Here is a 12,491-nt window from a genome sequence, read left to right on the forward strand (position 1 = left end):
GAAACGGATATGTATTGTATCTTGATTTGCGGCGCGCCTGCTTCCGGGAAGAGCACGCTGGCCCGTGAGCTGTCGAGGGCGCTTGCTCTCCCCCTGATGAGCAAGGATGACATCAAGGAAATCCTATTTGACACGCTGGGGTTTGAGTCCCGCGCCGAAAAGGTGGCTCTGGGCGAAGCCGCTATGCATATGCTCTACGCCTTCGCGGAGACGATGATGCGCGCCGGGCAGACGTTTATGCTGGAGAACAACTTTGAAGCGGTTTCCAAGCCGGAGCTTTTGCGCCTGCTCGCGGCCTATCGCTGCGAACCACTGACCGTCTGCTGCTCGTGCGATCCGGGGGTGCTGCACGCGCGTTTTCTGGCTCGGGAAAGGGACCCTTCGCGCCATCGGGGACACGTCGTCAATACGCGATACCCCGAGCGGGCGGGGGAAAATGCGCAGGCGGAACCGGTAGACTTTGAACGCTTCATCTCCTCGCTCCGGCGGCGCGGCATGCTGGACTTTTCGGTCGGCGGCGCGCGCGTCGAGGTGGACACGACGGACTTCTCGCAGGTGTGCTATGCGGAAATCGCCGCGCAGGTGCGGAAGTTGATGGCGGCAAAGCCGAATGAGGACGGGGGCATTTGAATTTTTACGCTCGCCCTTTCGGGCTTCCTATTGCGTAATTTATTCTCCGTATGCTGCCCGCGATTTTCTCCGTGCGCCTCCCGTAAACTTTTTTAAGTGGGCAAGGGGCATAAAATAAACGGTATCCGGCTTGAGGGCCGAATACCGTTTGTTCTTCCTATCCTGCTTCAGGCAGTCGCTATGTTGGTTTTTTGAGTTCCCGTCTGATGAGCAGCTGCCGTAAGACGCCGGGGATTGACTTCCGCCGATCAGTGGAAGTCGTGGAAGAAAAGCATGCCGTTCGTCATGCCCGCGTCGGAGGGAAGCATCGCGAAGTACAGGCTGCTGCCCACGTGCTTGATCGCGCTCTTCCAGTTCGTCTTAATGTTAAAGGTCTTCATTTTACAACACCTCTTATTTCTCTTTGTCGGTCGATCAGGACCCTCTATATTCAGTGAGCGGAGGAGCCTCATGGAGCTTTCCCTCTCACGGCGCAAACTATAGCACAGCCCGGGCATGTTGTAAAGAGGCCCGGGCAAAGACCGTCACTTTGAAACAAAAGGCAGGAGACGGAATGGAAAAAACGCTTGTTTGAGGTGAAAAGAACGTGCAAAACCCGCCGGGCAATTTTGTGCTTGTTTTTTTCACTTGCATATGCATGAAGGGATTTTTGGATTTGTTGGTTGCGTGAACGTAAACGCATCTTGGAAGGCAAAACAAAAATGAAGGAAACGTAAAATGGCTTGCAATATGGCGTCGGGCTGCAAGTATCTGCTTCCTGAAAGAAGGTTATAGGAACTGAACGATAGGGCCTTGCCGCGTGCAAGGCGCCTCAATTGTCCGGCGGCAGCGCAACGGGCGATCCATCAAACGGCCTTAAGCGGATTGCGGCGGGAGAAACCGGCGCGGGCGTCGTATGGCCGTCGCGGGAAAGCCGCAGAAGGATTTCTCCCTCTGGGCGGCGAAGGTAACATATCGCAATACCGAGATGGAAAGAAGGGTGAAAAAGCGATGCGGTGCGGATGCCCGGAATGCGGCGCGTACATGGTGCACGCCGATGGAGCCCACGTGGGCTGCGTATGCCCGGATTGCAAATACCGCTGTACGGCTTGCCTGGGGACGAACAGCGTCCTGAGCCGTGAAGCGCTGCGGCATTTGAAGGAAAATCCGGAGCTTGCCAGACGGGTGATGGACAATATTTTGGATGAAGACGCCTCGCAGGACGACGGAGAGGCATGAACAAAGCGGCCGGGGAAACCCTCGGCCGCTTTGACGTCCATGTATGGTGCCTGTCGCTCAGAAACGCATCTTTTTTTGACAGCGGTAGTAGCTGACGCAGAGCAACAGCCCCGCGCCAACCCACCCGGCAGGCTCCGCGAAGTACACGCCCCATACGCCGAACCAACGGGGCAATAGGTACACCGCCGCGATGCGCAGCAGCAGCTCGGCAAAACCCGACAGCATCGGCACAAAGGGCCGGCCGATACCTTGCAGCGCGGAGCGATAGACGTAGAGCAGATAGAGCGCGGGCAGACACAGGGCGATGGCGCACAGGTTCGCGTAGCCGACGCCGATCGCCTGCGCGGCCTCCTCGCCGGGAGCGACGAGCAGGCCCAGGAGCGGACGCCCCAGCGCGACGATGAGCAGCGCCACAGCGACGGCGCATACGACCGCAATGCGGACGCAGATACGGACGCCCGTGCGAATGCGGTCTCCCTCTCCGGCGCCGTAGTTCTGACCGACGAAGGTCGCCAAGGCACCCTCCAGCGCACCGCCTGCCATCTCCATCAGCCCGAAGTAGCGGCGGGCGGCCGTCGTACCCGCGACGAACAGCACGCCGTAGCCATTGATGACCGACTGCACGACGAGCCCGCCGACCGAGATGACCGCGTCGCGGAAGGCGAGGGGCGCGCCCAGCCGGAGCAGCTCGTGGAGCGTGCCGGCTTCAAGCCTGAAATCCCCGAGGGCGGGCAGCAGGTCGGGATAGGTGCGCAGCTTCCATAGACAATAGCCGAAGGCAAAGAACTGCGCAAGCACCGTCGCCAGCGCCACGCCGCTGATGCCCAAATGCAGGGCCGCGACGAAGAGCAGGTCCAGCACGATGTTGAGAACGCTGGAAAGGATGACCGCGACGAGCGGCGTGCGCCCGTCGCCGACCGCGCGCAGCAGCGAGGCGGCGGCATTATAAAGGAAGGTGACGACGAGCCCGCCCAGCGTCCAGCGCAGATAGGCGAGCGCGCCGGAAAGCAGCGCGTCGGGCGTGCGCACGAGCAGCAGCACAGGGTGTACGGCAAGCTGAAACAGCGCCGTCAGTGCGGCGCCGAGCGCTAGGGTGAGCAGCAGCGCCATGGAGACGGCCCGCTTGAGCCCCGTCTTCGCGCCGAAGCGCTGGGCGAACAGCACGCCAAAGCCCTGCGACAGGCCGAGCACTACGCTGAATGACAGCCAGCCGAAGAAGCTGGCCGCGCCCACCGCGGCGAACGCATCCACGCCGAGCAGGCGACCGACGACCGCGCTGTCCACCAGGCTGTAAAGCTGCTGGAAGATCGTTCCCAGCATGAGGGGCAACGCGAACGTGACGATCAACCGTGCGGGGCGGCCGCGGGTCATGTCCATGCTCTTGGCCATGGTTATCCCTCCAAAAACGCCGTTACTTCAAAGAAAGATGCCAGGTTGCGAAAGGCAGGACTGGCATCTTTTTCTATAAGCTATTGTACGCCGCGCAAGGGCGTTTGTAAAGGGAATCAGACTGCTTTGGCGGTGGGAAAGAAGCGGTTCAGGTAGGCGTCGGTGTAATGCGTGTCGAGATAGCGTTCAAAGGCGCTGGAGGGCGCGTAGCCTGCCCGGCGGTCGCTCTGGCGGGCGACGGCTGTGGCGGTGATGAAAAGGTTGTAGGCCATAAACGCGCAGAGCAGGCAGGTCAGCATCCGCCCGGTAGCGCGGGGCATGCGTTCAATCGTCGCGGAAAGGCGCGGATACAGCACGCGAATCCACACGAGCCCCAGCGCGCCCCATAGCAACATGAACCAGATGTTCGTGCGCCCTCCAAAATTGAGCGGCGAATTGGAGTAATCCCAAGAGGTCGTGCCGAAAAAAATCTCCTGGAAGAGGCTGCAGAGGTACTCGAACGCGCCGCCGATGAGCCCTCCGGCGAGAAAGATCGCCCCGTTGCGGCGAAGGCGATACAGGAACACCGTGAGCAGCACGCAGCCCGCGCCGTAAATCGGAATGAGCGGGCCGTACAGGACGCCGACGTGCAGTTCCGGCTGGGCGTGCACGAGGAGGCACCAGGCTGTCTCCAAAATGAACCCGGCGAAGCTGCCGATCATGAAGACCCAAAACAGCTTGGAAAAGCAAACGCCGACGGCAAAGCCCGCGGCCTGCTGCACGTCTCGCGGACGGGTAGATTCTCTCAGGGCGATATTCATAGGCGACCTCCTCATTTATTCCGCTTCGCACACGGCGGATATAAGCAGTCTATCAAATGGACACGTTCGTGCGAAGGGTTAAGCGCGAAATACCGCGTTTTTCGTTTTCATTCGACATCTCCCGCACCCATAATCGCAGTATACGCCCTGAACAAGCGACGCTTCAAGGAGCAGGAGATGAGCATTTCCTTAGAGTTTGATGAGGAAGCCTCTTTGCCGGAATAGACCTTGCAATAAGACGCTGTTTTTGCTATGCTTTGCATGTTGACCCTGTGAAGGGGTCAGCCTAAAAGCAAAGGATGGGATAAACGATGGCGAAGGTTTGGAAGTATAAGCGGTGGATTGTGGCAGCCGGCCTGCTGCTCGTTTTTTTGCTCTTTGCGTTCAATTTAAATTCCCTCGGCCCCTTCGATCAGGCGATTTATGGGGTGGTTTCGCTGCTGCAATGCGGCTTTGCGACGCGGCTTTTCAGGGGCATGACGCTGCTCGTTCATCCGGTGGTGCTTCTTGCGGTCAGCCTGGCGCTGATCTATCTGGTGCATCAGCGTACGTACACCGTGCCGATCTTCATGAATCTCGCGCTTTCCGTGCTGCTTAACCTCGGGCTCAAATCGATCTTCACGCGTCCGCGCCCCGTGAACGTGGTGCGCTTTGTGACCGAGACGGGCTATAGCTTTCCCAGCGGCCATTCGATGGCAGCCGCCACCTTTTACGGCTTCGTAATCTATCTGGTTCGTCAATCCGGGCTCAGCCGGGCGAAAAAGAACGCGCTGACCGTGCTGCTTACCGGAATGATCCTGTTGGTGGGCACGAGCCGCGTCTACCTGGGCGCACATTACGGCAGCGACGTGATCGCGGCCTTCTGCGTTTCGACTGCTTACCTGATCGTCTTTACGAGCTTTGTGACCACCTATTTCCGCGAGGGGCGCAGCCTCGCCCCGGAGAAATCGATGGCCCGCAAAAACGACAGCCTGCTCATCAGCTTTGCGCATGCATTGGACGGCGTCATCGCCGGGCTCAAGGCGGAGCGCAATATGCTCATTCATTTCGGCGTCATGTCCATGGTGATCGTCTTCGGCGTTATTTTGCACATCAGCGCCGCGGAATGGATCGTCTGCGTCATGCTCTTTGCGCTGGTCATGGCGATGGAGCTGGTCAATACGGCGATTGAAGCGGCAGTCGATCTGTGCACGCAGGAATACGATCCCAAAGCGAAGCTGGCGAAAGACACGGCGGCTGGGGCTGTGCTGGTCGCGGCGATCGGGGCCGCGGTCGTCGGCTGCATCATCTTTCTGCCTAAGATCGTCGGCATCATCCAGGCGGAATTCAGATAGCCTTCTAAGTGGAGGAAGAAAACGCGGCATACCAGGAATGCGGGAGCATGAAGATGCCCTGCGGCGAGAGGACGTTGAATCATCGAATCGCCCAGGGCAGATTTTTTGCCTGAAACGTTTGCTTTTTTCCTTGACAGGCCGGAAAACACATGCTATAATAATCCACGTCGTCAAGACGTGGTCTGTTGGCTCAGTTGGTAGAGCACATCGTTCACATCGATGGGGTCACTGGTTCGAGTCCAGTACAGACCACCAAAGATACCATCTTCGTAAGAGGATGGTATCTTTTACTATATTCTGTTGATGAAATATATACTTCACTTATTGGAGGCGAAGGTAATGCAAGAATATATCATCGGTGCGTGTAGCGGAAAGGCAATCGATGTAAAGAAAAACAAAACCATTACAGTCGTGGATTTGGAAGGCCAGCAAGTAGTAGATTTCTTTGCGGAAGCTCAATGTAATGCAGATGAGTTTTTGTCCACTGGCGTTACCATCGACTGCAATGATTCCTTGAAAATTAAAGTTGGCAATACCATCTTTACAAACCTTTATCGTCCCATGTTTATTGTCGTGTCGGACGATGTTGGCGAGCACGACTTGTTGCACCCCTGTTGCAGGCCGGAAATGTATGATTTTTTCTATAATAATGGAACAGGCCATTCAAGCTGCTTAGACAATATCAATACCAGCCTGAACGAAAAGCGTCCAATTATTACGCCCTTCAACATTTTCATGTACACGAAAATCAACGAAGATGGAAGCATATCTGTGGAAGAACCAGTTTCAAAGCCCGGTGATGCCATCAAGTTAAAAGCCCTCATGGATGTGCGTTTGGGTATAGCAGCTTGCAGCGTATCAGAGAGTAAATGCAACGGCGGAAAATGCTCCCCCATCAAAATCATTATCGAGTAAATGTTTTGACAGCATCGTTCACATCGATGGGGTCACTGGTTCGAGTCCAGTACAGCCCCCACATATAATCTACTAGCTTTTGATACAAAGCGAGTAGATTATTTTTTACCCCCTTACCCCTAAAAGCCCTTGCCACGAGGGCTTTCTTCTTTCGTTTCGCCAAATCATGCGGCGGTTGCCCCTATTTGTACAAAGCCGAAGGGCGCGGAGACTAAAATATACTCCCGCGCCCTTTCTTTTTACCCCCTAAAGGTATTTCGCCAAAAGATAAAGTGTTTCGCCAAATTATAGGGGGTTTATTGCTTGGCCGGTTCTGAATCATCCTCCCCATAGTAGGTCGCAAACACGCTTTCAACCCCGTGCCGTTCTTTAGTCGATATGCCGTGCAGCAACCATTCCATATCGGTTTCCAACGCAAGGCATAACGCGACAAAGGCGTTCACGTCCAGTTCGCACTCGCCAGCCTCAAACTGCCGGATTTCCTCCGTGCTGTATTCTGTCACTCTTTCGGCAAGTTCCTCCACCGAGAGCCCTCTGTGTTCCCGTGCTTTTTGGAGGCGCTGGCCAATTTCGACGTACCGCTTATCCATAGCGTTTTGCTCCTTTTGCCCCATCGCGCAGCCTTTGAAACCGTCGAGCAGCAGTTGCAGCGTAGTCGCGCCGGATTCTTCATCCCGAGCGATCAGGGCGCAAATCCAGCCGCATCTCACGCTCGCGACAAAAACGTCAAGGCACGTAATCCGGTTAAAGCATTGCTCGAAGCGGAGGTTCAATACCCCTTGCGCGCGCCTTGTAAAGCACAGTTTCCTGTAATACAATATGCGTAAGTCGTGGTGCCGTTAAACGGTTGCGAGGGGTAGTGTATGTACCTTTCGCAGGGCAGGTGTGCTGGTAACGCACCTGCCTGCCGCGGCGTTTTCACGCCTCGATCCTTGTGGTCGTATTACAGCTCTAACCGGCCCGAATGTCAAGGGGTGTCCTAAGTTATTTTAAACAATTTTGCTTGTTGAATATGGAAACACCGGCTCCACCCCAACGTTCGGAAAGCTCGTCCACCATTTCACGCAGGGCCTCGAAAACCACGGCCTTTTGTGTGCTGGACAAAAAGGGGTCTCGCCCGCCGTATAGCAGATAAAACGGACTCAGGTCTAGCACGATGCACAGGCGCGAAAAGGTCTCCAGCGACATCTTCCTGGCGCCCCGCTCAATGTGGCCGAGGAACGAAACGGAGATCCCCGTGTCCTCGGCTAACTGCTCCTGAGTCTTGTGCGCTTCTTTGCGCGCTTTCCGAATCCTCAGCCCAATTCTCTCGTAATCGATGGCGAACAGTCCCTGTTTGTTTTCCATGCGGTCTTACCCCCCTCCTTTTGTGTAAAAGCTGCCGCCCAGCCAACGGGCAGCAGCTTTTGGTTAGAAATCACGCCTGAACCGGGCCATACCGCTCGCATACCGCGCTGTTACGCCCCTACGACCTTTGTGTAAAGGGTGGCGCTGTCCGTGCTCGCGCCCTTAGACACATACCCGTAAATCTTCGTGCGGTAAATCATGCCCGCCTTGGCCGTGGTGCTGGTTGACTTGGTCGCGGATTTCTCCCCGGTTGCCGACCAGCTCGATCCGTTTTTCCATTTGCCATCCTCAAAGTATTGCAGCGTAATGGTAACCTTAGCGTAGGTGCAATCGCCCGATACCGTCCCCGTCAGGTACACCTTCCCGTCTTTGACCGAGGTGTTGCCGTGGATGGACGAGATCAGCACATACGCGGGCGCTATGCCGTCGGCCTGTTGTTCAATGCGGCTCGCCGCCTTCTCTACTACTGACGCCGCCTGTGCGCTGGCGGTACCGCTTAAAACCAGCAGCGCAAGCGCGATTGCCCCAAATTGCTTGCCCATGATTTTCCCTCCTAAATGGTGTAGTTATTGAATCCTCGCGTCAGGAGACGCGGTTCAATCCATCGACGATTTGTTGTATTTCTCGATCCGTTACGGCTGTGTCAAAATCCATCTGCACATACGCCTCGCCCACCAGCAGGTAGGCGGTCGTGTGTCCGCTTTCCGCGTTCCAGACGTGGATCGTGCCCCGCTTGGATTCGATCACGTGGTGCGCGGCATGCTCGTTGTCATAGCTGGCCGAAGCGCCGCGCGGATAGTAGTAGTATTGAATCTGTTCCCCCGCGCCGTTGACGTAAGACATGTAGAGCATGTCTCCCGTGGTGGTGTGGTAGTTCGACGCGTAGCCGCTCGGCATCAGGCTGGGGACGACGTAGCCCTGCAGGTCGGCGTATCGATCATAGGCCACGGATTCCACGCGGACCGCTTCGTGGCTGGTGAAGACGCGCAGCACGGAGGCCCGAATGCTGTCGGCCATACCCGGCACGGATAAGAGCAGCACCAGCAGGACCGCCATCGCCGCTATCCCGGTTTGACCGGCCACGGCTTTCCATTGCCGTCGTGGCCGCGCCGTATAGGTAATGTGGTCCACCTTAACCTCCTCGTTCATAATCATCCGGTAGGTTTCGAGGCTTATCCCAAATCTCCGCGCGATTTCCTGATCCATCCGCTTCAGGCGTTGTGCCAGAAATTCAGCCTCAGCCAAATCATCTTCCGTCGCTTTTTTCGAGAGTTCCTTGATTCTATCAATTAGCATGTTCCACCTTCTTTTTTCTGTCAAATTGATAGTTTGCCTCTATCTTATCTCGAATCCTGACGACATGTCAAGGGAATATTGACAAAAGTCTCTCAGCTTGATAAAGTGCTGCTATCGGGAGGGCTGTGAAGTATGGACGAAAAAGAAAAAGCCTTGCATGAAATGCAGAACCGGTTTTTGGCGATCCGAAAAGCCTTGAAAAAGTCACAGGCAGAAATGTCTCAGGCTTTAGGCTATTCCGATTCCTATTACAGCAAGTTGGAAGTCGGCAAGGATGAGATTCGCAAGAATGTCATTTATCAGGTGTGCCTCACGTTTAATGTATCGCGCGAATACCTCATCAAGGGCGAGGGGCCGATGTTCGTGGAAGCCGACGTGCGCATGGAGCGCCTTTGTAAGCTGTTCAAAGAATTATCCGAGCCCTGCCAGGAGCTATTGCTGGATATGGTCGAATACACGGTCAACAAGCGTCAAGCGGAAAAGGCTCAAGCCGAGCGTTTGGAGGCAGATGTTGAAACCAACGTAAGCGAGGAAGAATCCCCGGCAATCGAATGAAGAATACGTGTATCCTAAGTGCGCCGCGCTCTTAGGCTATAGTACCGCCCTCATACGCCAAGGGAAGGGAACACGTACATAAATACTAGAATAGGCAAGCCCGGAGTGCGCTCAAGCATTCCGGGCTCTTTCTCTTTCCGTCGAACCAGACGGCGCTCACGACTGGATCGATCCCCAGCACTTATCTGAATCTGGATCATAATAGATAGCAAACCTCGCACCATGACCACAGGTGTAAGCCGTAAAGGACAAATAGCCGCTATCCCGTCCTTCGATATACCCTGCCGTACCGCGCAAATAGGGGGTGTCGACTTCTTCCACGTGCCACTCAGCTTTCGGATTACGACTGAGTACCTCACAGGCACAAGGCGGCGTCGGCCTGATTTGACCATATAGCAGGGTGATGCAACACACAAGGGCGGCAAAGCCGAATACCAGCCGCCAGAAAAGTCTGGACAAACACGATCCGCTCCCTTCCTACATCGCTACGAAAGATACACCGTCAGCAGAGGCGCTGCCAGCGCCCGATGGTTAGGCTATATTTAGACCGTGTTGCCTATATAGATACCTATTCAGCGGTCAAAAAAAAGAACGTCATCATGAATCGCAAAAGTAACCTTTCATGTCCCCGAGTTTCAATACCAGTTGATCCAGTTCTTTTGACAATTCCATGATCCTCGGCGCTGTAAGGGGTACCCCTTTTCGGATGTTCAGCCTTTTGATTCGCCAGTTGTAATACTCCACCTTGCGCGCGAGCCACCACATTTTCCAGCCATCCCGGACTAAAGATACACGCCTTCTGGGGTGCAGACGCATGGAATCCATCTTCATAGAAATCACGCTCCATCCTTTGTTCTGCCCGTAACCTTGCTTCGTCGCCCATTATATCATAGTTGGCACTTAGAATCCATACTAGTATGCATAAACCTGTAACAAAGCGGGAAAGGACGATAAAATAAACCTATCAATGTGAATGGATGTGATTGAATGGCAGTATCGTTACTGCTGCTGGGAAGGCGAATACGCGAAGCTCGCAAGCAGAAGAAATTCACGCAGGAGCAGCTTGCCGAGATGATCGATGTATCTCCCTCGCATATGTCAAAGGTGGAACGTGGCGAGAACCAAATTTCCCTTCTGGCCTTGGGTCGCCTTTGTGACGTATTGGACGTTCCTTTTGAGCTAATCGCGAGCGGCGCGTCCGTACCGGCAAATCCCGAATACAACCAGCAGTTTACCGCCATTCTTCAAGACTGCGATGAACAGACCATCGCGGCTATGCTGGACATATGCCAGCGTGTTAAGGATGTGCGCAATCTGCCTAAATAGGTTCAGCCTGTCGAAGCACCGGCCTATCTATGTACCACTTGGAATAATTCATAATACATAGAGCATACTTTTCCTCTATAAGTTCTCGAAACCAGCATCCATATAGGCTACGTTGCCTATGGGGGTATATTGTCAGATTACGGGAAATCCTGGAGAATATTATCAGATAAAGTATAGGGGTGTTCGGCGTGCTGGATTATAAGAAACTTGGCCTCAACATCAAACGGGCTCGAATGAAGGCCGGTTTGACGCAGGAAGCTCTAGCCGGTCAGATGAAAATATCGCCGGATTACTATCGCAAGCTGGAACACGGCGTGGTCCGCATTAACCTCGAGCGGTTGGAGCAAATCAGCGAGCTGCTGTCGGCCCGGATCGAAACCTTCTTCGCGGGTACTTATACGGTTCGAGACTTTGTCGAACCGCCAACGGACGGCGCTGAATTGGTTGAGGACATGCTGCATGGATGTAGTCCAAAGGGGATGGAAGCCATTTTATCCATCTGTGGCATCGTGTCGGAGCTGGATAAAGAGATTAAAAAATGATTTTACGGCTCGGCATTGGGGGTTGATTCCTGAGCCAATAAGCGCATTTTCGCAAGAAGAATAGAGGCATAACCGCGTTTGTTGTTCCGGTGATTCTTTCGTACAAATCGGGGTCGTACTTCTTCGCGCGATCAGGAACGCGCCGTAATGTGCTGGCAACGGTTGAATAGTTGGTACCCTCTTTGTCAGCGATGTACTGATAAAGCGAGTTTCCATAAGGCACGTCCGAATACAGCGTATCCAGCGCGGTGTAGAAATACTTGAAATGAACTCTCAGATAAAAGCACATGGCCTCCATTCGCGCATTGACGGGCTTTTTAATGGTTCTGCGTTCATCGTCGGGTATAGTGTTGCTCATAATCATCCTTCTTTCTGTGCCGTATCAAGCAGAGCCAGCCTCTTATAACGCGGCAAAACACTCTCTTGGCTGGTACGGGGACTTTAGAAGCGGGGACTTCCGGGACGCTTTCGTTTCGCAGGCTCGGCTTGGAACCTCTGAGTCCACCCAATTCCCTCCTTTTCTGTGCTGTAGTCACAGTTTTATTATATCATAAAAAGTCTGTATTCGGAAAATGAATCCTTATTTGGATTCTGGCAGACACTAAAAAATAGGACTATAGGAGGTAGTGAAAATGATCAGCTACAAGATTGTCGGAAATCACATCAGGAACGCAAGGCTACGGCTGGGGCTGAATCAAGCGGAGGCGGCGGAGCGGGCGGGAATATCAACGCCATATTACAGTAAGTATGAGCGGGGTGTCATCAAACCGAACCTCGACCGACTTGGAGATATATGTATCGCGTTGAACATTCCTCTGGAGACCGTGTTTCAAGGCGCATTGATTACGGAGGACCGGATACTGGATAACATGCCGCCAAGCGCGGAAGAGTTCGAGCAGTACTTGCAGGAGATCACCAAGAAGGCTGACGACCGAACAAAGAGAATTATGATGCGCATTTGTGATGAACTGGCGAATCTACAGGCCGAGACGTCCAAAGAGGCTGAATAGCTCTCCTGCGCCCGTTCTTTTTTACCCCCTATTAGGATTTCGCCCAAGGATAGGGAATTTCGCGGATTTATATCCGAGTTTTATATTGTAAAAAACGCCTCTTCTTATACATCCGATACATCCGACATC

17 protein-coding genes and 1 tRNA gene are annotated in these 12,491 nt (G+C 54.2%); 9 read left to right on the forward strand and 9 right to left on the reverse strand.

Annotated features, from left to right (window positions below):
* The first annotated feature begins 9 nt into the window (after positions 1–9).
* Positions 10–630, forward strand: coding sequence for an AAA family ATPase (locus tag C1725_RS06635; RefSeq protein WP_102410863.1), 621 nt, complete (start codon positions 10–12; stop codon positions 628–630).
* A 248-nt stretch (positions 631–878) separates the two neighbouring features.
* Here the strand turns inward: C1725_RS06635 and C1725_RS19245 are convergent, their stop codons facing one another.
* A complete protein-coding gene (locus C1725_RS19245) occupies positions 879–1,010 on the reverse strand; it encodes a hypothetical protein (RefSeq protein ID WP_346026418.1) in 132 nt (43 codons plus the stop codon).
* 610 nt (positions 1,011–1,620) lie between these two features.
* Between C1725_RS19245 and C1725_RS06640 the strand changes: the two genes are divergently transcribed.
* Positions 1,621–1,848 carry a hypothetical protein gene (locus C1725_RS06640; RefSeq protein ID WP_102410864.1) on the forward strand — a complete coding sequence of 76 codons (228 nt, stop codon included), beginning with the start codon at positions 1,621–1,623 and terminating at the stop codon, positions 1,846–1,848.
* A 57-nt stretch (positions 1,849–1,905) separates the two neighbouring features.
* Here the strand turns inward: C1725_RS06640 and C1725_RS06645 are convergent, their stop codons facing one another.
* Positions 1,906–3,237 carry an MATE family efflux transporter gene (locus C1725_RS06645; RefSeq protein ID WP_102410865.1) on the reverse strand — a complete coding sequence of 444 codons (1,332 nt, stop codon included), beginning with the start codon at positions 3,235–3,237 and terminating at the stop codon, positions 1,906–1,908.
* A gap of 116 nt (positions 3,238–3,353) precedes the next feature.
* The gene (locus tag C1725_RS06650) at positions 3,354–4,037 is read right to left on the reverse strand and encodes a putative ABC transporter permease (RefSeq protein ID WP_346026419.1); all 684 of its coding nucleotides are present in this window, start codon (positions 4,035–4,037) and stop codon (positions 3,354–3,356) included.
* Between the two features lie 311 nt (positions 4,038–4,348).
* Between C1725_RS06650 and C1725_RS06655 the strand changes: the two genes are divergently transcribed.
* The 3 genes from C1725_RS06655 to C1725_RS06665 all read left to right on the forward strand — a co-directional run bounded on the left by C1725_RS06655 (position 4,349) and on the right by C1725_RS06665 (position 6,286).
* Complete coding sequence (locus C1725_RS06655; RefSeq protein WP_102410867.1) at positions 4,349–5,371, forward strand: diacylglycerol kinase; 1,023 nt, start codon at positions 4,349–4,351, stop codon at positions 5,369–5,371.
* Between the two features lie 179 nt (positions 5,372–5,550).
* Positions 5,551–5,626, forward strand: a tRNA-Val gene (locus C1725_RS06660).
* Positions 5,627–5,710: 84 nt separating this feature from the next.
* Complete coding sequence (locus C1725_RS06665) at positions 5,711–6,286, forward strand: DUF1989 domain-containing protein (protein WP_346026420.1); 576 nt, start codon at positions 5,711–5,713, stop codon at positions 6,284–6,286.
* Positions 6,287–6,582: 296 nt separating this feature from the next.
* Here C1725_RS06665 and C1725_RS06670 read toward each other — a convergent pair whose 3' ends face one another.
* The 4 genes from C1725_RS06670 to C1725_RS06685 all read right to left on the reverse strand — a co-directional run bounded on the left by C1725_RS06670 (position 6,583) and on the right by C1725_RS06685 (position 8,929).
* Positions 6,583–6,876 (reverse strand): helix-turn-helix domain-containing protein, encoded by a 294-nt coding sequence (locus tag C1725_RS06670; RefSeq protein WP_346026421.1) that lies wholly within the window; start codon positions 6,874–6,876, stop codon positions 6,583–6,585.
* Between the two features lie 394 nt (positions 6,877–7,270).
* Positions 7,271–7,633 (reverse strand): helix-turn-helix domain-containing protein, encoded by a 363-nt coding sequence (locus tag C1725_RS06675; RefSeq protein WP_102410870.1) that lies wholly within the window; start codon positions 7,631–7,633, stop codon positions 7,271–7,273.
* A 110-nt stretch (positions 7,634–7,743) separates the two neighbouring features.
* A complete protein-coding gene (locus tag C1725_RS06680) occupies positions 7,744–8,175 on the reverse strand; it encodes a hypothetical protein (protein WP_102410871.1) in 432 nt (143 codons plus the stop codon).
* A 40-nt stretch (positions 8,176–8,215) separates the two neighbouring features.
* The gene (locus tag C1725_RS06685; protein ID WP_102410872.1) at positions 8,216–8,929 is read right to left on the reverse strand and encodes a hypothetical protein; all 714 of its coding nucleotides are present in this window, start codon (positions 8,927–8,929) and stop codon (positions 8,216–8,218) included.
* 132 nt (positions 8,930–9,061) lie between these two features.
* On the opposite strand from C1725_RS06685, the gene C1725_RS06690 reads away from it, so the two are divergent.
* Positions 9,062–9,484, forward strand: coding sequence for a helix-turn-helix domain-containing protein (locus C1725_RS06690; RefSeq protein WP_102410873.1), 423 nt, complete (start codon positions 9,062–9,064; stop codon positions 9,482–9,484).
* A gap of 568 nt (positions 9,485–10,052) precedes the next feature.
* Here the strand turns inward: C1725_RS06690 and C1725_RS18960 are convergent.
* Complete coding sequence (locus tag C1725_RS18960) at positions 10,053–10,331, reverse strand: hypothetical protein (RefSeq protein WP_146009173.1); 279 nt, start codon at positions 10,329–10,331, stop codon at positions 10,053–10,055.
* Positions 10,332–10,471: 140 nt separating this feature from the next.
* Between C1725_RS18960 and C1725_RS06695 the strand changes: the two genes are divergently transcribed.
* Positions 10,472–10,810, forward strand: a complete 339-nt coding sequence (locus C1725_RS06695; RefSeq protein WP_102410874.1) for a helix-turn-helix domain-containing protein — start codon at positions 10,472–10,474, stop codon at positions 10,808–10,810.
* A 188-nt stretch (positions 10,811–10,998) separates the two neighbouring features.
* Positions 10,999–11,352 (forward strand): helix-turn-helix domain-containing protein, encoded by a 354-nt coding sequence (locus tag C1725_RS06700; protein ID WP_146009174.1) that lies wholly within the window; start codon positions 10,999–11,001, stop codon positions 11,350–11,352.
* On the opposite strand, the gene C1725_RS06705 is transcribed toward C1725_RS06700, so the two are convergent.
* The gene (locus C1725_RS06705; protein ID WP_102410876.1) at positions 11,342–11,710 is read right to left on the reverse strand and encodes a hypothetical protein; all 369 of its coding nucleotides are present in this window, start codon (positions 11,708–11,710) and stop codon (positions 11,342–11,344) included. The genes C1725_RS06700 and C1725_RS06705 overlap by 11 nt on opposite strands.
* Before the next feature lie 274 nt (positions 11,711–11,984).
* On the opposite strand from C1725_RS06705, the gene C1725_RS06710 reads away from it, so the two are divergent.
* Complete coding sequence (locus tag C1725_RS06710; protein WP_102410877.1) at positions 11,985–12,362, forward strand: helix-turn-helix domain-containing protein; 378 nt, start codon at positions 11,985–11,987, stop codon at positions 12,360–12,362.
* Positions 12,363–12,491: the final 129 nt, after the last annotated feature.

Origin of the sequence: Beduinella massiliensis (assembly GCF_900199405.1) — a bacterium.
Lineage (GTDB): Bacteria > Bacillota > Clostridia > Christensenellales > Aristaeellaceae > Beduinella > Beduinella massiliensis.

What these genes read in the sequence shown, in the direction of transcription:
- C1725_RS06635 (WP_102410863.1), top strand. Translation starts at nt 10, where the DNA reads ATGTATTGTATCTTGATTTGCGGCGCGCCTGCTTCCGGGAAGAGCACG.
- C1725_RS19245 (WP_346026418.1), bottom strand. Translation starts at nt 1,010, where the DNA reads ATGAAGACCTTTAACATTAAGACGAACTGGAAGAGCGCGATCAAGCAC.
- C1725_RS06640 (WP_102410864.1), top strand. Translation starts at nt 1,621, where the DNA reads ATGCGGTGCGGATGCCCGGAATGCGGCGCGTACATGGTGCACGCCGAT.
- C1725_RS06645 (WP_102410865.1), bottom strand. Translation starts at nt 3,237, where the DNA reads ATGGCCAAGAGCATGGACATGACCCGCGGCCGCCCCGCACGGTTGATC.
- C1725_RS06650 (WP_346026419.1), bottom strand. Translation starts at nt 4,037, where the DNA reads ATGAATATCGCCCTGAGAGAATCTACCCGTCCGCGAGACGTGCAGCAG.
- C1725_RS06655 (WP_102410867.1), top strand. Translation starts at nt 4,349, where the DNA reads ATGGCGAAGGTTTGGAAGTATAAGCGGTGGATTGTGGCAGCCGGCCTG.
- C1725_RS06665 (WP_346026420.1), top strand. Translation starts at nt 5,711, where the DNA reads ATGCAAGAATATATCATCGGTGCGTGTAGCGGAAAGGCAATCGATGTA.
- C1725_RS06670 (WP_346026421.1), bottom strand. Translation starts at nt 6,876, where the DNA reads ATGGATAAGCGGTACGTCGAAATTGGCCAGCGCCTCCAAAAAGCACGG.
- C1725_RS06675 (WP_102410870.1), bottom strand. Translation starts at nt 7,633, where the DNA reads ATGGAAAACAAACAGGGACTGTTCGCCATCGATTACGAGAGAATTGGG.
- C1725_RS06680 (WP_102410871.1), bottom strand. Translation starts at nt 8,175, where the DNA reads ATGGGCAAGCAATTTGGGGCAATCGCGCTTGCGCTGCTGGTTTTAAGC.
- C1725_RS06685 (WP_102410872.1), bottom strand. Translation starts at nt 8,929, where the DNA reads ATGCTAATTGATAGAATCAAGGAACTCTCGAAAAAAGCGACGGAAGAT.
- C1725_RS06690 (WP_102410873.1), top strand. Translation starts at nt 9,062, where the DNA reads ATGGACGAAAAAGAAAAAGCCTTGCATGAAATGCAGAACCGGTTTTTG.
- C1725_RS18960 (WP_146009173.1), bottom strand. Translation starts at nt 10,331, where the DNA reads ATGGAGCGTGATTTCTATGAAGATGGATTCCATGCGTCTGCACCCCAG.
- C1725_RS06695 (WP_102410874.1), top strand. Translation starts at nt 10,472, where the DNA reads ATGGCAGTATCGTTACTGCTGCTGGGAAGGCGAATACGCGAAGCTCGC.
- C1725_RS06705 (WP_102410876.1), bottom strand. Translation starts at nt 11,710, where the DNA reads ATGAGCAACACTATACCCGACGATGAACGCAGAACCATTAAAAAGCCC.
- C1725_RS06710 (WP_102410877.1), top strand. Translation starts at nt 11,985, where the DNA reads ATGATCAGCTACAAGATTGTCGGAAATCACATCAGGAACGCAAGGCTA.